Consider the following 16,061-nt stretch of genomic DNA (forward strand, 5'->3'; position numbering starts at 1 on the left):
AAACCACACAGTTGAAACACAATGGGAGCTCAATGATGAAGTCCACACCGCCCCTCGCGATACGGAGTTGGCGACGTTTCGTCGCCATCGCAGGGTTGCTGATCGTCGCACTCGTGGCGATGATCGGTTGCAGTAGCGATTCGAACGACGAACCGACCAAGGCTGCAGAGCCCACGACCCGCGTGATCGAGACCGAGAAGGGCTCGGTCACCGTGCCCGCGTCGGCGGAGCGCATCGTGGTTCTGAGCGGCGGTCTCGCCGGATACCTGTACGCCCTGGACGCACCGGTGGTTGCCACCGATACCCGCGTCCTCGGTGTCACGAACCTCGACGGTGGATTCCCGCCGGCTTGGGCGGACGCCGCAAAGGCGCAGGGCACCAAGGAATTGCCGGCCGGCGAGCAGCTCAACATCGAAGCCGTCGCGGCGGCTGAGCCCGACCTGATCATCGGCGGTGGCCAGGGAATCACCTCCGTTCAGTCCGAGGAACTCTACGATCAGCTCACTGCTATCGCGCCCACCGTCTTGGTCCCCAAGACGGTCGCCGCGTGGGACAAGCAGCTCGAAATCGTCGCCGACGCGGCGGGCCGTTCCGACCAGGTTCCGGCGCTGATGAGCGCATACGAGGACAAGGTCAAAGAGGTCAAGGGCAAGATCAAGGTTCCCGAGGGCAACGTCGTCTACTTCCTCTCGGTCTCGAGCAACAAGCCGTACCTCGTTCCGCCGACGGCCGCGCTGCCCGCGATGCTCGCCGAGCTCGGTTTCAAGGCCGACGACGTCATGGCCAAGGCCGGCAACCCGCAGCTCTTCGGCTCGGGTGACTCGTTCGAGGTCAGCCCGGAACTGCTCTCGCAGGTCGCCGATGCTCCTGTCGCCTTTGTGATTCCGGTGTCCGGTCGCCCGATGGCCGAACTTGCCACCGATCCGCTTTACTCGCAGTTGCCGTCCTTCAAGGCAGGCACGACGTTCGAGCTCCCCGCCAGCAGCTACCGTCCTGACTACGACGGCGCAATGGCTACCCTCGACCTGATCGGCCAGACCTTCGCATGACTCGATTCGGTGGGCTGGTGATCGATGTTTCACCCTTGCGGACCAGCCGTCCCTTCAGGTACGCCTTTTCCGCGCGATTGATCTCGCTGCTCGGGATCGGACTGCTCGTCGTAGCCGTCCCCGCGCAGACGTACCAGCTCACCGGCTCGACCTTGCAGGTTGCCGGAGTGTCCACGGCGATGGCCATCGCCATGTTCTTCGGCAGCCTGTTCGGCGGCGTGCTCGCTGACCGTTACGATCGGCGACGCACCATCCAGTTGGCCCGCAGTGCTGCGGGTCTCGGCTTTGTCATTCTCGGGTGCAATGCGCTCTTGCCACACCCGTCGATGTGGGTCATCTACGTCGCGGCAGCTGTCGACGGCTTGGCCGGCGGTGTCAGCAGCTCGGCCTTGATGGCTTTGATGCCGACGTTGTTGCCGCGCAACAAGATGGCTGCGGCCGGCGCTTTGGTAGCGCTGACCACCGACATCGGGACGATGATCTCGCCGGCAATCGCCGGCGTGATCATCGCCTCCGGCGGCATTCCCGCGACATACTTTGTTGCTGCGGTGGCCACCGCAGCAACTGTCACGTTGTTCCAAGCCATCGGCCCTTCCCCGGCACCGGGCACGAATCACGAAAGCCCGATGCGCGCGCTGGTGACCGGCGTGAAATTCGCCGGCACGCACACAGTCATTCGCGGCATCCTGATCAGCGGTCTGTTGGTCATGTTCGTCAGCGGGCCGATGGTGTTGCTGCCTGCCTTCGTCGACCAGGTTCTCGGCGGCGGACCCACCATGCTCGGTCTGCTCTACGGCGCCCCCGCTGTCGGCGCTGTGGTCGGTTCCCTCACCAGCGGTTGGACCGGACGAGTCCACCGCAACGGCGCCGCGATGTTGATCTCTGTTGCGCTGATGCCTCTCGGCCTGGTGGTACTGGGTGCGTCGGGAGCAGCGATTGTCGCGTTCCTGGGCCTGGCCGGATTCGGCCTCGGCCGCGCACTCAACGACATTCTGAGATTTGCAGTCCTTCAACAGAACACGCCGGACGAATTGCGCGGACGCGTGTCCAGTCTGTGGATGGTGCAAGCCGTCACGGGTACGGCGATCGGTTCGATGGCAGCCGGGTTCCTCGGGCAGTGGCTCGAGCCTGGCGCCGCGCTACTGGTCTTGGGGCTCGCCGGTGTGACACTGGGCCTGGTGCTCCTGGCAGCATTGGGTTCGGTGCGCCGGGTAACTTCGGAGATCAACGAAGTCGATCTCTCCGAAAACACTGTGCCGGTGGGGAATGCTCCGCCGGAAAAGGAAGGTAGTTCATGAACCGAGGAGACCACCTCGCGACCATCGCCGAAGTTCTGGCGGGAACCACCGGCGCAAAAGTGCCGTACCCCATCGGCATTCGCGAACTCGAAGTCGTTCGCAGCGAAATGGTCGGGACCGGACTGTTGCGTCTGACCTTGGGTGGACCGGAGTTGGCGGGCTTCGAATCGCACGCTCCCGACGAGCATGTTCGCCTGGTCTACCCGGATGCAGACGGAACTTTACGTCTACCCGAACGCGACGGATTCAGCCTGAAGTGGCCTCGTCCATTGCCGATCTCGCGTGAGTACACCGTCCGTCGATACGACGCCGAGGCGGGGGAGCTGGACCTCGACTTCGCGCTCCACGAAGGTGGGTACGCCTCTGATTGGGCTCAGGCGGCGACCGTCGGCACTCGGGTGCACGTGGCAGGTCCGCCCGGTGGCGTCGTGGTTCCGTGGACGTACGACCGCTATCTGCTGGCCGGTGACATCACCGCCCTTCCCGCCATTGCTCGTTGGCTCGAGATGATGCCCGCTGCTGCCGCCGGGTGGGTGTTCGTCGAGATCACCGACCCTTCACAGGAAATCGAACTCACTGTTCCGGAAGGCGTCGAGGTGCGATGGCTGCACCGCGGTGACGTCCCAGCCGGTCACTCGGATCTGCTCGAGCAGGCAGTACGGACGGTCACCGTGCCCGAAGGTGAGCGCCTCTACGCCTGGATCTCCGGTGAGGCCACCAGTCTCAAGCCGATTCGCAGATTCGTGCGCGACGAACTCGGCCTGAGTTCGGGCGACTACCTGATCACGGGCTACTGGAAGCGCGGAGTCGCAGACTTCGACGAGGACGACGACGACCACTGAACATCGGTTGACGCCGGTTTCGGCATCGTCACCGCGACAACGAGTCCGACAATCGCAACGATTGCCGCCACTCCGAAAGCCGTGGCGAATGCCGAGTGCTGGGGAAGGCCGCCGGATGAAGTCGCGCTCGCGATGATCCCGGCGGCAATTTGGGTTCCCACAGCAGAACCCAGCGATCTGGCGATCGTGACTATTGCCGTCGTGACACCTACGCGGTCTGCCGGTGCGCTGTCGGCGGAGATGACGAACACTGCCGTCGACGCGGCGGCAACGCCGGTACCCGCAAGGATCAGCACCACAACGATCTGCCACATCGTGGTTGCAAAGACCCCGACGGCGCCGCTCAGGCCGAGGAAGGCAACTCCCGCTACCGCAATGGCTTTCGTGCCGACCCGTTGTGCGAGCTTTCCGGAAATCACCGACGCGATCACCGCTGCGCCGTAACCGATGCACAGCAGGATTCCGATGGCACTTGTCGATGCACCGCGGCCGAATCCGCTCTCTGCCGGCACGGCGAGTTGTTGCGGAAGTAGATAGACAACAGCGCCGTAGGTGAACCCGAAAACCACGCCGACGACCACGGCGCTCCACATCGAACGATGCCGCATCATCGTCAGGTCGACCATCGGCTCGGTTGTCCGGCTCTGATACCTGGCCCAGATCGTGAACACGGCAGCGGAAGCGAGAACCAGCAGCATCGACGTCGGTGCGCCCCACCCGTTGCTCGACGCGCTCGCAAGCCACGCCGTCAGCGTCAACAACCCCAGAGCCAATCCGCCCGCTCCCGGCCAATCGAGTCGGCCGCCGACGTTCGACATGTGATCTCGTGGTGTGCTCACGGCAAAAGCAATTGCGCCGAGCAAAACGAACGCGGTCGGAACTGCATACATCGCGCTGCGTGAGACGTTTTCCGCGACGGGTCCCGCCAGCACGACTCCCAGAGCGCCGCCGGCCACTACGACAGCCCCGAGCAAACCCGTGGCCGTCTTCAGTCGGTCCGAGGACAAAGTGCGTCGTAGGACCACGAAGCTCACGGGAAGCAACCCGAGCCCGAATCCCTGGAGAAATTGGCCGAGGACGAACAGCGGGAAGATCGTTGCGAGAGCGGACACGCTGCCGCCCAGGACAACGATTGTCGTGATCGCGAGCAAGGTGGGGCGGGCGCCGTACACGTCGGCTATTCGCCCGGCCATCGGCGTGACGAGGACAGTGCTCAACGTCAGAGCGACGGATGCGAGCGCTCCGATGTCGGCCGTCACTCCGAAGTCTCTCTGTATCAGGGGGAGTGCGGGGACGATGATGCTTTCGAGCGCGGCCACGGCAGCGATCAGCAGGGTCAGGCTTGCGATAGTTGCTACCGGTCGCGGCTGATTGCCGGAGACGCTCTCTGTGGTCATCGTGCTCTCTTTCGATCGGGGAGTGAGGAGCTTATGGACGCGACGAAACGCCGCCCCTCCAAGAGCCCGGAAGGGTTGTGGCACTGGATATATCGGGCTGTGAAGTAGACCGTCTCTTTATTTCGTTACGCGTACCGTTATTGTGGAGAAATGTAATGCGATTCAGCGCACAAAGCAAGGGTCGGATGGGGTGGAAATGGTGCCATGTATCGCCAGATCGCAACGGGCAGACTTTTGCTGCTACCGTCGGTTGGTGTCAGGCGATGTGACGATGGGGCTCATTTCTCGATGAGCATGACGCTGGTCACCAAAATGCTTCTCCGAGCAGGGAGTTCATCTGCCGGACACATCCAAGGTCCCCGTTTGAATGCCGGGTTTGTTAGCTTTCTGCCTGTGACGCGACGTCACGGAAAGTTCACGAATCACGGAGGATCATCATGGGTTCTATTTCAACGATCATCGGAATCTTCGAGCTCTACAAGCTTCTCGAGCCGCTGCTGAGCTCGCTGAGCTGATTCAGGTGTGATTTCGCTGTTGAGCCGGGGCGCCGAGGGACTCGGCTCGACAGCGGATCTCGAGGATCCGGCGCGATCAGGACCCGTGGAACGGATGTCGGCACCGGCAGAATTCCATCGCTCCGGTGTAGTGGTCCATCACCAGGATTTCTGCACACCGAGCGGGCTGCGGTGCGAACCTGAGGCAGCGCTCGATCCAGCCGCGCTCCAGCGAAGGGGCGGGGTGCGCGCAGTTCCCGCATCGGCCGGGACGTTCGGCGACACGTACGGAACCGTAGTGCTCCGGGGGCATGCCAAACATCTTGGTGGTGCGATGTTTCCAGGGCAATGGTTCGGCTCGAGCGGAAGCTATGTCACGAAAGCCCGGCGGCGATATGCGAGGACCGAACCCGTTGAGCTGCGCTACCTGGATCCCTGATAATCCGATTGCCCAGACTGAGTTTTTTGGTGCAAGTTGCGGGTACTGCGCTGACGCCCAGAAATTCTCGGACTATCTGGGCAACGATCATGTGGTGGTAACCGCGAACAGAATCCGATCCGGCTCGCGTTGCATACGGGTGATCGCGACGCGGCCCCCGATCCAAGCACCAAGTGCACCAATCGCAACAGCGACAGGGATGGCGAAATAGTTCACCGGGTTCGGTAGCAGCGCCCCGAGTAGAACGCCGGGCGCCGTTGTCGCGGCGAAGATGACGATGGCGAGGATGATCAGTCCGAAGGACGAGCCGTTGAAGGACCCGCGGGTGTTGAAGGAGAACGTCTTCTTCATCTCCGGAACCGGGTAGGGCGCTTTGGCGGATATCGCCACTACCAATCCTGCACCGACTCCCATCATCGAAATGCCGACGGCGATCGGCACGGCCAGTCGGTCGGTCCCGAGGTCCCCGAAGATCCGTACAGCAGCTGTTGCGACGACCACGAAGGGTGTCATCACGATTGCCCACGCGATTTGTCGGCCCCGGACGTCAGCGGCAGCGGCTTCGGGGATCATCACCAGATGCCAGATCGATGCGCCGTCGAATCCGTACAGATTCGATCCGGCTGCCATTGCCAGGTAGATCAGGAACCAGGCACCCCATGCGGCGGAGAAGGGGATCGATGACGAGATCAGCGGTCCGAAGCCGGAGACCAAGGTCATGATGGCAACGGAGAGCAGTTGTGTTCGTCGGCGCATGTCTCCGTGCCAGAGCGAAAGCTCGCGAGAGATGACGGTGCCCAGTCGGGATGCGCGCCAACCGGTTCGAATGTCGCGGCCCTGGTTCTTCAATTGCACGGAAGTGGCGCCCGCTGATTCTGCGACCTTCCCGTTGAAGTAGCGAACGACCAGGCGTTGCCATGACCACAGCAGTGCGAGATCGACCAGCACCAGGGCGAGGACTGCTCCGGCGGCGAGGAGCCAGGCGCCTCCTGCTGCTGCGTCGACACTGGTGATTCCCCACGCGAACGGGATCGAATGCGCGATCGTGAGCGGCCACGTGACGTCGCCGTCCACGACCGTGCCGAGGCGACTCTGCAGCGGAAATTGCAGCAGATACAGTCCGCCGAAGAACGTGCCGAATGCCAACAGTCCCAGTTCGCGGCTGCGACGACTCCGCAGGAGCTGCGACATCGCCAGCATCGCGACCCGTGAGGTGCCGACAATGAGCAGGACCGTTGCGGGCCAAGCGATAATGGCCAATGGCAGTGCGGCAGGGTGGTGTGTAGCGGCATAAATTGGAATCGCTGCTGCAGCCAACGCGGTAATCGGCACGGTCATACCGACCAGCGACGTCGAGAACAGTGCTCTGGCGAGTCGGACGGGTTCCAGGGGGAGTAGTTGGAAATGTCTGGGGTGAAGATTGTCATCTGACAGACCAGACATGATCGGCATCAAGATCCACATCACGGCGATAGCCGAAAGTGCGAGACTGGTTGTGCCGCTGACGAGATCGGGAGAAACACCGTTCTTTCCCGAAGCTCGTAGGCACAGTAGCGCTGCCCCCAGAACCCCGAACAACGCTGCAATGACCTTGATTACAGCTCTTCCACCGGTGAACTGACGTTTGTAGAGGGTCATGCGCATGCGGAGAACAGTGCGCCACACAGAGACCGACGGGTTCCAGCGTGTCGGTGAAAAGCTGGTGGTGGTCATGCGCGCATCCATGACAGTCCGTCGGGATTGGGACTGCGGCTACCGACAAGGCGAACGAATGCCTCGTCGAGAGTGTTGCCTGCGCGCACCTCGTCGACCGTTCCTGAAGCCACGACGCGACCGTCTGCGATGACTCCGATGTGAGTACACAGTTGTTCGACAAGGGCCATCACGTGACTGGAAAGAATGACCGAGCCACCTGAGTGGACGAACGAGAGCAGAATGCTCCGAATTCCGGCCGAAGAAATGGGGTCGACAGCTTCGAACGGCTCATCCAGTACCAGTAAGCGAGGGCCGTGCAACAAGGCCGAGGCCAACCCGATTTTCTTCGTCATGCCCGCTGAATAATCGGCGATGACCGTTCCACCTGCATCGGCGAGATCGAGCGCGGCCAACAGTTCGTCGCGTCGTGACGCGATGACGTCCTCTGGCATACCGCGCAGGCGTCCGAAATAGGTGAGTAGTTCATGGCCGGTGAACTGGGCGGGTAGCGCCAGACCGTCGGGTAGAACGCCGAGCAGACTCTTCGCTGCCACAGGGTCGTTCCACACGTCGTAGCCGTACACCAGGCTGCGACCGTAGTGCGGGCGAAGCAATCCGACAGCCATCGACAATGTGGTCGTTTTTCCCGCACCATTCGGGCCAACCAGACCGAACAACGAACCTGAGGGCACCGCAAGAGAAAGGTCGTTCACAGCAACTTTCGCGCCGAACGCCATGCAGAGGTGTTCCACTTGCAAAGCCATCGGTCCGGGAGGTAACTGTCCTGTCTCGGGGAGAGGGTGCATCGATCGAGGGTAACTGTCCGGAGCCATGTGCGCGGAGACGGAGCGGAGCGATGCAGGCTGCGTGCACCGAATGTCATTCCTAGGTGGGGGTTGCGACATGAGTCGCTGGTTCGCAAGGGGAGCGGATGGCAGGAGTCGAACCTGCGTGGACGGTTTTGCAGACCGCTGCCTTGCCGCTCGGCCACACCCGCATTGATCCAATTATGTTCGTAGTGAACAACAGTCGCCACCATTGTGATCAGGGTGAGTTGATCGCCGTGTGACGGATCGCAGGGAGTGCGGGGGAAGTGCCGGGTCAGGCGCGGGAGAACACCGCGACCAGGAATTCGGAATCCTCCTTGAACGGGCGAAGATCCCACGTGGAGAGCAGCAGATCAGCCTCGAGGCCACTCGCGGTCGCGTCGGCGAGAAACTCGGGGAACTCGTAGCCACGGCCGGCACCGAATCCGATGACCACTCGGCCGCTCGGAGCGAGATGACGAGCAAATCCTGACAATACTGCTTGCCTGGTGGACGGCGCGAGAAACGCCACCACGTTGCCTGCCGACACGATGACGTCGAAATCTGCCTCGACACCGCGGGCCGGCAGATCGAGTTCGGCGAGATCGCCGACAAGCCACGTCGGTCCGGGGTGGTCTTCTTCTGCGGCAGCGATGAGAACCGGGTCGACATCGACTCCGACAACCACATGCCCGACGTCGTGCAGATAACCGCCGAGTCGGCCAGGCCCGCACCCTGCATCGAGAACCCGGCCACCGCGTCCGAGCATCGCGTCGATCAAACGTGCTTCCCCGACAATGTCCTTGCCGTCCGCTCTCATGGAACGGAAACGCTCGACATATCGTGTGGAATGCGTCGAGTCGGCTGCAGTGATCTCTTCCCACTGGCTGGGGATGCGCTCGTTCGGGGCGTGTGCAGTCATCTTTCGAGGGTACCGACAGCTCACCGGGTGCCGACGACCGTCCCGTCTGCGGCATATCCGACGAGGGTTGGACGAGGGGACGTGAGCGACAGGGGAATCCATCCGTAGAAGCGGTCTTCGGCAAGAATTGTCGGATAGATCTGGCCGTCTGCGGTGTGAAGTTCGGCTCGGACAGCACCTCCCGCCCCTGCGTCGTAGGTCGCCTCGTGCGGACCGGCCTCGTACCCGGCGCCGCCCCCGAATGAATCTGCGCCGTACAAGTCAATTGATCTGCAGCCGTGTCCGAGGCCGATGAATTTCGACGGACCAACCTTGTCGATGTCGGCTGACGCCTCGAAAACCGGGGCGACGCACCTCCAGCCATTGGCGCCGTGGGCGACAAAGACGCTGAACAAGGTTCCGTCAGGTCCGGGAATGGACCCGACCCGCTCGGCGGTGGACGGATCTATTCCGCCGTTGGTTCCCGGCATCGTCTGCCAACCCGAGTACATGTCGGTGAACGCTTTCGGCATCATCCCCGTGGCAGCGGCGCAGCCCACCACCACTGCTGCGCAGATCGCCGCGACGAGAACGATGGCACCGACGCGACGGCGTGGAGCCTTGGTTGCCCCAATGTTGTTTTCGGTAGCCATGATTCGGGTGCGTACGGCATCTTGGACGTTCTCGGGCCAGAGTTCGGCGGAAACCGTATCGCTCGGCCGCAGCTTCTCGAGCGTGGTCAGCAGATCTTTGGTCATGGGGTACTCCCGTGTTCGGCGGCAGCGCAAGGTCGGGCGGTGTTCATCGGGATTACGGTGACGGATTCTGAAGTCAACCCGGCGCGCAATCGACGCCGAGCGCGAAAGAGACGAACATGCATGGCCGGAACCGAACACCCAGCGACCCGCGCGGCTTCGGTGGCGGTCAACCCGTCCCAGGCAGTCAGGAGCAGGGCTTCACGTTCGGTGACGGTGAGTGTTGCCAGTGCTTCGAGCAGTTCCGTGCGTTCGGTGACAGTGACGTCGGCGCCCGGCGTCGATGCCGCAATCTGCTCGATGCGTCCCATCTTCTCGGTGAGCGCGTCAAGGCGCCGAACGCTGCGACGGTTATTGTTCACGGTGTTTCGAGCCACCACCAACAGCCATGGAAGTGCCTGCTCGGGCACTTCGTCCAAGCGTCGCCAGGCAACGAGGAACGTCTCGGAGACAACCTCCTGCGCGCTGTGATGATCAACGTGGCGACAGGTATACGCGAACACCCGACCGGCGTAGGCGTCCCACAGGGCGGTGAACCGCTCTTCGCCGCTCGGCGGCGGTTGTTCCTCGGATTTCGGGGTCATATGAAGAGATGTCCGGCTGGTTGCTGATCCTTACAGCCTCTGAGCTAATGGACGGTTTGGCGTGTTACTCCGGCCGAGAACTCCCACTGTCAGAAGCAACAGAGCGAGGATGTACAGCGTCATGATCCAGATGCCCGCAGCGGCGGGCTGCCACTTGTTCGCCTGGCCGAGCAGGATGAGGGCGTCAGAGGTGAGGAACAGCGCGCCGCCGATACCGGTGATCGAGTTGTACGTCAGTGCGGTTGATGCGGTTCCCACCAGGATTGCGGCGTACACGGGGACGGCAATTCGAAGTTCAGGTTCGAGACCGGTCCAGGTGTACGACACAAGAGCGATCCCAGCGACGGTGTAAGCGCACAGAAACCATGGCCGCCTTCGTATCTCCCGAAGAGCGCCGTGTGAGAGAAAGAATCGGATGAAGCAGAGGTGACCGATCGCGAAGGCTGCCATCCCGATGACAAACGTGGTCTCCCAGATCAGGAACAAATCTCCGAAAGCACAGGCAATCAGCGCAGCAGCAACAATTCGAGGTCCGCGTCGGGCGACAACCCAGGCAGCCAGAATCGGAGCGAGCATGACCTTGGTGATCCCGTCCCAGGGCGCAGCATCAGCGGCATTGAGGATCAGATGGACAATCGCTACCGCTGAAAACACGACGAACCATGGGGCCCGGATGATGCTCGGCAGCCCGGGGTCGAGGTCAGATTCACGCATCGGCTCAGTGTAGGAAGTCCGCTGCACGCTCGGCGAGGTCGAGCGCCGGCTGGGGGAGTATGCCGAGGATGAGCGTGACACCGGCGCCGAGGCCGATCACACTGCTGGTCAGTGCACTCGGCACCACGACGGTCGGAGCGTCTGCGGCCGATTCGGTGAAGAACATCAACACGATCACTCGCACGTAGAAGTACGCGGCGATCGCGCTGCACAGGACGCCGACGATCACGAGAGGTGCGGCCCCGCCCTCGGCTGCCGCGCTGAACACCGCGAACTTTCCGATGAACCCACTGGTCAACGGGATCCCGGCGAAAGCCAACAGGAACAGTGCAAACACAACTCCGACCAGCGGTGAGCGCCGGCCCAATCCGGCCCAGCGCGAGAGCGTCGCGACCTCACCGTCTGCGTCCCGAACCAGACTCACGACGGCGAACGCGCCCACGGTGCTGAATCCGTAGGCCAGAAGGTAGAACATCGCCGAGGCGAGGCCGGCATCCGAGTTCGCCACCACGGCGGTCAGAATGAATCCGGTGTGCGCGATGGCCGAATACGCGAGCATCCGCTTCATATCGGTTTGCGTCACAGCGACGATCGATCCGACAACCATCGTGAGAATCGCGACCGCCCACATCAGTGGACGCCAGTTCACGTACTCGTTGGGCAGAGCCACATAGAAGACACGAAGGATGGCACCGAATGCGGCGATCTTGGTCGCAGTAGCCATGAAACTGGTGATCGGCGTCGGCGCCCCTTGATAGACGTCGGGAATCCACGAATGGAACGGCACGGCACCGACTTTGAACAGTAATCCCACGGCCACGAGTGCTGTCCCGAGCCACAGGAAGGCATCGGTACCCGACCCGCTGCGTGCTGCGTCGGCGATACCGGAGAGCGTGACCGTCCCGGCATAGCCGTACAGCAATGCGATTCCGAAAACGAAGAACGCCGACGAAAATGCCCCGAGCAGAAAGTACTTGAGCGCAGCTTCCTGGGAGAGCAGGCGACGTCGGCGTGCCAGACCACACAGGAGATACAGAGGCAGTGAGAACACTTCGAGCGCAACGAACATCGTCAGCAGATCGTTGGACGCGGGAAAGAGGAGCATGCCGCCGACAGCGAAGAGGGTGAGCGGAAAGACCTCGGTCTGGGCGATACCGACCTTGACCGCTTCTTGTTCCGCAACACTTCCGGGGACGCTCGACGCTTGAGGGGTGAAACCGCCGAGCGCGTCGTGTTGCGCGATCACCTCGGCGGTGTTGCCCGAGCCTCGCTCGGCGATCAGCAGTACTGCGGGGATCGACACGAGAAGGATCGTGGCCTGCAGGAAAAGGGTCGGACCGTCGACCGCTACAGAACCCATCATCGCCGTCGACCGCGTGCCGGCGAGCAGAAGCACTGCCACGAATGCGGCCGCCAAGCCTGCGACACCGAGGACGAGTTGCACGGGGTATCGAAAACGCCGGGGTGCAAATGCCTCGATGAGTACGCCCACAACCGCAACACCGAACACGATCAACATTGGCGAGAGCAAGCTGTATTCGACACTGGGTGACGCCGTGCCGGCTGAGCCGAGGATGGTCACGTCGTTGAAGGAACTCATTTGTGGGCACCTCCTTCGTGGTCGGCGACGAGCGGGGTCGGAGCCTCGTCGACGACCGTATGGCTCACTGCAGGAGTGATGACGTCCAAGGCAGGCTTGGGGTAGATGCCGAGAAGCAACAGGAGTGCGATCAGAGGGGCGACCACCACGAGTTCGCGTCGAGCGAGGTCGCGGATCGTTCCCTGCTCTTCCTTCACAGGTCCGCCCATCATGCGCTGGTAGAGCCAGAGTATGTAGATCGCGGACAGGACAAGCGCGGCAGTCGCCGCGATAGCGGCCACGTGGTATCGCGAGTACGTCCCGATCAGCACCAGGAACTCACTGACGAACGGCGCGAGACCCGGCAGCGACAGCGTTGCCAACCCCGCAACGAGGAATGTGCCGGCAAGTACGGGTGCAACTTTCTGGACGCCGCCGTACGCCGCGATCGATCGAGTACCTCGCTGCGAGACGAGGAATCCCGCAATCAAGAACAGAGCCGCAGTGGAGACTCCGTGATTGACCATGTACAGCGCGGAACCCGCCTGGCTCTGGCTGGTCATCGCGAAGATTCCGAGAATGATGAAGCCGAAGTGCGAAATCGACGTGTAGGCGATCAGTCTCATGACGTCTGTTTGCGCGATCGCCAGTATTGCGCCGTAGACGATCCCGATAACGGCGAGCGTGATGATCCACGGTGCAAAGGTCGACGACGACTCCGGGAACAGTTGCAGGCAATAGCGAATCATCGCGAACGTGCCCACCTTGTCCACGACCGCCATCATCAGCACTGCTGTCGACGGAGTCGATTCCACCGCGGAGTCCGGCAACCAACTGTGCAGCGGCCAGAGCGGTGCTTTCACCGCGAACGCGAACATGAATCCGAGGAACAAGGCGTTGAGCACCCCGGGTCCCACACCGAGTTCACCGCTGTTTGCCGCTGAGGCGATCGCCCGGAAGTCGAAAGTGCCGCTGGCGAAGGGACTCTCGTCGCGCGTGGTGACCACATACAGGCCGATGACTGCAGCGAGCATGACCAGGCCGCCGAGGAGGTTGTAGAGCAGAAACTTCACGGCTGCGCGAGATCTGCCCACTCCGCCGAACCCGCCGATGAGGAAATACATCGGTATCAGCATGGCCTCGAAGAAAATGTAGAACAAGAGAATGTCCAAGGCGCTGAACGAAATCATCACCATGGACTCGACAACAAGGATCAGCGCGAAATAGGTGTGCGGCATTCTCTTGGGTGATGCCGGGTCTGCCGGGACGTCATTCCAGCCCGCGATCAGGAGTAACGGCACCAGCACGGCGGTGAGAAGAACCAGAACGAGTGCGATCCCGTCGAGTCCGAGTGTGTAGCTGGTACCGAAAGCCGGTATCCAGCTGTGGCTTTCGACAAATTGAAATTGTTCGCCGCCGCGGTCGAACGCAACTCCGAGAACGGCGGCGACCACCAGGACTGCCACGGACACAGCCAATGCGAGAGACTTCGCAAATTGGTACGACCGTGCCGGCAGAGCGAGGACAACACCCGCTCCGATGAGCGGAAGCAACCAGAGCACCGTCAGCGCAGGGAAGCCGGTATTGGTCACAGAGTCGCTCACCGCCGCTTCGATCACCACAGTGTCACCGCCATCATTGTCGCGACCACGAGTGTTGCTCCGACAAACATCACCAGCGCGTACGAGCGAACAAACCCGGTCTGTAGCTTCCGCGTGAGCGCGGACAGCCCGGTGACGACCACCGCAAAGCTGCCCACGACGCCACCTATTCCCTTGGTGTCGAACACTTCCAACGACTTGGTGAGTTGTTGTCCAGGCTTCATGAACACCGTCTCGTTGAAGGCGTCACCGTACAGATCGCGGCGAGCCGCACCGGTCAACGGTGAAACCGGAGTCGGTGCCACAAGTGGAATCTCCCGGGTGGCGTACTCGCGATACGCAATCGCGACGCCGGCGGCAACTGCGAGCAGCGCCAGCGCGGTGATCGACCATGCGGGTATCTGCGGTTCGACGTGATGTGAGCCGACAACCGGTTCGAGCCAGTTCTGCAAGCTGGACCCGATGGTCAGGAGCATCCCGGCGCCGACGGACCCCACCGCCAGGATTATCATCGGAGACGTCATCACCGCCGGAGATTCGTGAGGTTTCTGGTTCTCCCAGCGGGCCTTCCCGAAGAAGGTCATCAGCATCACGCGGCTCATGTAGAAGGCAGTGAGGGCCGCACCCAACAGGGTGACGATGCCCAGCACAACACCCTTGACGCCACCCTCGCCGATCGCAACCTCGATGATCTTGTCCTTGGAGAAGAACCCGGCAAACGGCGGAACACCGATGATGGCAAGGTATCCGAGCCCGAACGTGACAAAAGTCAGTGGCATGAACGCTCGGAGCCCGCCGTAGCGCCGCATGTCGGTTTCGTCGTTCATCGCGTGCATCACCGAACCCGCACCGAGGAACAGGCCTGCCTTGAAGAATCCGTGGGTGATCAGATGAAGGATTGCGAAGGCGTATCCAGCTGGTCCGAGACCCGCTGCCAGGACCATGTATCCGATCTGACTCATGGTCGATGCGGCGAGCGCTTTCTTGATGTCGTCCTTCGCGCAGCCGATGATCGCACCGAACAGCAGCGTCACGGCACCGACGATGACAACCACGAGCTGAGCGTCGGGTGCGAGATCGAAGATCGGATTGGAGCGCACGATCAGGTAGACGCCGGCCGTGACCATCGTGGCCGCGTGAATCAGAGCCGAGACGGGGGTGGGGCCCTCCATCGCGTCGCCGAGCCACGACTGCAGTGGCACCTGCGCGGACTTCGCGCATGCAGCGAGGAGGAGCATCAGGCCGATCGCCGTCAGGACACCTTCGCTTGCACCAGACGCGTCGGCGAAGACGCTGCTGAACGAGAGCGAGCCGAACGTGCTGAACATCAACATCATCGCGATCATCAATCCGATGTCGCCCACCCGATTGACGACAAAAGCCTTCTTGGCAGCGGTCGCCGCCGACGGCTTGTGCTGCCAGAAACCGATCAGCAGGTACGACGCCAAACCGACGCCTTCCCAGCCGACGTAGAGCCCGAGGAAGTTGTCGGCGAGCACGAGGAGCAGCATCGCAGCGAGGAAGAGATTGAGGTAGGCGAAGAACTTACGACGCTCGGGGTCGTGCGCCATGTAGCCGACCGAGTAGATGTGGATCAGCGAACCTACACCGGTGATGAGCAGGACGAAACACATCGACAGTTGATCAAGCTGCAGTCCGAACTCGACCTGAAGACTGTCGACCGGGACCCAACTGAACAGGTGCTCGGTGACGGTGCGGTCGGCGGTGTCGCGGCCGAGCATGGCGATGAAAAACACCACTGCGACGACAAACGACGCGAGTGCCATGACGCAGGCGAACAGGTGGCCCCACGCGTTCGTGCGACGACCCGCCAGCAACAGGACAGCGGCGCCGCACAGGGGCAGGGCGGGGAGCAACCAGATGGCGGACGTGATTCCTCCTGACAT

14 protein-coding genes and 1 tRNA gene are annotated in these 16,061 nt (G+C 62.1%); 4 read left to right on the forward strand and 11 right to left on the reverse strand.

Going from position 1 to position 16,061, the window contains the following annotated elements:
• Window positions 1-35 precede the first annotated feature (35 nt).
• The 3 genes from P0M12_RS25395 to P0M12_RS25405 are packed head-to-tail and all read left to right on the forward strand — an operon-like array spanning window position 36 to window position 3,189.
• Window positions 36-1,049: an ABC transporter substrate-binding protein gene (locus P0M12_RS25395; protein WP_003942170.1), complete on the forward strand. Its 1,014-nt coding sequence runs from the start codon at window positions 36-38 to the stop codon at window positions 1,047-1,049.
• Complete coding sequence (gene entS, locus P0M12_RS25400) at window positions 1,046-2,347, forward strand: enterobactin transporter EntS (RefSeq protein ID WP_007735127.1); 1,302 nt, start codon at window positions 1,046-1,048, stop codon at window positions 2,345-2,347. The genes P0M12_RS25395 and entS overlap by 4 nt, the downstream gene beginning before the upstream one ends.
• Window positions 2,344-3,189: a siderophore-interacting protein gene (locus P0M12_RS25405; RefSeq protein ID WP_030535573.1), complete on the forward strand. Its 846-nt coding sequence runs from the start codon at window positions 2,344-2,346 to the stop codon at window positions 3,187-3,189. Before entS ends, P0M12_RS25405 begins: the two co-directional genes overlap by 4 nt.
• On the opposite strand, the gene P0M12_RS25410 is transcribed toward P0M12_RS25405, so the two are convergent.
• Entirely contained in the window at window positions 3,138-4,586 is a 1,449-nt protein-coding gene (locus P0M12_RS25410; RefSeq protein WP_030535572.1) for an MFS transporter, read from the reverse strand. The genes P0M12_RS25405 and P0M12_RS25410 overlap by 52 nt on opposite strands.
• Window positions 4,587-5,108: 522 nt before the next feature.
• Between P0M12_RS25410 and P0M12_RS25415 the strand changes: the two genes are divergently transcribed.
• Window positions 5,109-5,519 carry a hypothetical protein gene (locus P0M12_RS25415; protein ID WP_030535571.1) on the forward strand — a complete coding sequence of 137 codons (411 nt, stop codon included), beginning with the start codon at window positions 5,109-5,111 and terminating at the stop codon, window positions 5,517-5,519.
• A gap of 87 nt (window positions 5,520-5,606) precedes the next feature.
• Here P0M12_RS25415 and P0M12_RS25420 read toward each other — a convergent pair whose 3' ends face one another.
• The 10 genes from P0M12_RS25420 to nuoL all read right to left on the reverse strand — a co-directional run bounded on the left by P0M12_RS25420 (window position 5,607) and on the right by nuoL (window position 16,061).
• Window positions 5,607-7,232, reverse strand: a complete 1,626-nt coding sequence (locus P0M12_RS25420) for a hypothetical protein (RefSeq protein WP_007735131.1) — start codon at window positions 7,230-7,232, stop codon at window positions 5,607-5,609.
• Complete coding sequence (locus tag P0M12_RS25425; RefSeq protein WP_019748159.1) at window positions 7,229-8,020, reverse strand: ABC transporter ATP-binding protein; 792 nt, start codon at window positions 8,018-8,020, stop codon at window positions 7,229-7,231. Before P0M12_RS25425 ends, P0M12_RS25420 begins: the two co-directional genes overlap by 4 nt.
• Window positions 8,021-8,140: 120 nt before the next feature.
• A tRNA-Cys gene (locus tag P0M12_RS25430) sits at window positions 8,141-8,211 on the reverse strand.
• A 104-nt stretch (window positions 8,212-8,315) separates the two neighbouring features.
• Window positions 8,316-8,942, reverse strand: coding sequence for a class I SAM-dependent methyltransferase (locus P0M12_RS25435; protein ID WP_003942244.1), 627 nt, complete (start codon window positions 8,940-8,942; stop codon window positions 8,316-8,318).
• 20 nt (window positions 8,943-8,962) lie between these two features.
• Entirely contained in the window at window positions 8,963-9,679 is a 717-nt protein-coding gene (locus P0M12_RS25440) for a hypothetical protein (protein ID WP_030535570.1), read from the reverse strand.
• Window positions 9,676-10,260: a sigma-70 family RNA polymerase sigma factor gene (locus P0M12_RS25445; protein ID WP_003942139.1), complete on the reverse strand. Its 585-nt coding sequence runs from the start codon at window positions 10,258-10,260 to the stop codon at window positions 9,676-9,678. Before P0M12_RS25445 ends, P0M12_RS25440 begins: the two co-directional genes overlap by 4 nt.
• Before the next feature lie 30 nt (window positions 10,261-10,290).
• Window positions 10,291-10,974 carry a lysoplasmalogenase gene (locus P0M12_RS25450; RefSeq protein WP_007735138.1) on the reverse strand — a complete coding sequence of 228 codons (684 nt, stop codon included), beginning with the start codon at window positions 10,972-10,974 and terminating at the stop codon, window positions 10,291-10,293.
• Window positions 10,975-10,978: 4 nt separating this feature from the next.
• The gene (nuoN, locus tag P0M12_RS25455; RefSeq protein ID WP_030535569.1) at window positions 10,979-12,574 is read right to left on the reverse strand and encodes an NADH-quinone oxidoreductase subunit NuoN; all 1,596 of its coding nucleotides are present in this window, start codon (window positions 12,572-12,574) and stop codon (window positions 10,979-10,981) included.
• Complete coding sequence (locus tag P0M12_RS25460; protein WP_042450689.1) at window positions 12,571-14,175, reverse strand: NADH-quinone oxidoreductase subunit M; 1,605 nt, start codon at window positions 14,173-14,175, stop codon at window positions 12,571-12,573. Before P0M12_RS25460 ends, nuoN begins: the two co-directional genes overlap by 4 nt.
• Window positions 14,169-16,061, reverse strand: a complete 1,893-nt coding sequence (gene nuoL, locus P0M12_RS25465) for an NADH-quinone oxidoreductase subunit L (RefSeq protein WP_277377030.1) — start codon at window positions 16,059-16,061, stop codon at window positions 14,169-14,171. Before nuoL ends, P0M12_RS25460 begins: the two co-directional genes overlap by 7 nt.

Origin of the sequence: Rhodococcus sp. RCBS9, assembly GCF_029457415.1 — a bacterium.
Classification (GTDB): domain Bacteria; phylum Actinomycetota; class Actinomycetes; order Mycobacteriales; family Mycobacteriaceae; genus Rhodococcus_F; species Rhodococcus_F qingshengii.

What these genes read in the sequence shown, in the direction of transcription:
- P0M12_RS25435 (WP_003942244.1), bottom strand. Translation starts at nt 8,942, where the DNA reads ATGACTGCACACGCCCCGAACGAGCGCATCCCCAGCCAGTGGGAAGAG.
- P0M12_RS25450 (WP_007735138.1), bottom strand. Translation starts at nt 10,974, where the DNA reads ATGCGTGAATCTGACCTCGACCCCGGGCTGCCGAGCATCATCCGGGCC.
- P0M12_RS25410 (WP_030535572.1), bottom strand. Translation starts at nt 4,586, where the DNA reads ATGACCACAGAGAGCGTCTCCGGCAATCAGCCGCGACCGGTAGCAACT.
- nuoL (WP_277377030.1), bottom strand. Translation starts at nt 16,061, where the DNA reads ATGTCAGGAGGAATCACGTCCGCCATCTGGTTGCTCCCCGCCCTGCCC.
- P0M12_RS25425 (WP_019748159.1), bottom strand. Translation starts at nt 8,020, where the DNA reads ATGCACCCTCTCCCCGAGACAGGACAGTTACCTCCCGGACCGATGGCT.
- P0M12_RS25395 (WP_003942170.1), top strand. Translation starts at nt 36, where the DNA reads ATGAAGTCCACACCGCCCCTCGCGATACGGAGTTGGCGACGTTTCGTC.
- nuoN (WP_030535569.1), bottom strand. Translation starts at nt 12,574, where the DNA reads ATGAGTTCCTTCAACGACGTGACCATCCTCGGCTCAGCCGGCACGGCG.
- entS (WP_007735127.1), top strand. Translation starts at nt 1,046, where the DNA reads ATGACTCGATTCGGTGGGCTGGTGATCGATGTTTCACCCTTGCGGACC.
- P0M12_RS25445 (WP_003942139.1), bottom strand. Translation starts at nt 10,260, where the DNA reads ATGACCCCGAAATCCGAGGAACAACCGCCGCCGAGCGGCGAAGAGCGG.
- P0M12_RS25405 (WP_030535573.1), top strand. Translation starts at nt 2,344, where the DNA reads ATGAACCGAGGAGACCACCTCGCGACCATCGCCGAAGTTCTGGCGGGA.
- P0M12_RS25440 (WP_030535570.1), bottom strand. Translation starts at nt 9,679, where the DNA reads ATGACCAAAGATCTGCTGACCACGCTCGAGAAGCTGCGGCCGAGCGAT.
- P0M12_RS25420 (WP_007735131.1), bottom strand. Translation starts at nt 7,232, where the DNA reads ATGACCACCACCAGCTTTTCACCGACACGCTGGAACCCGTCGGTCTCT.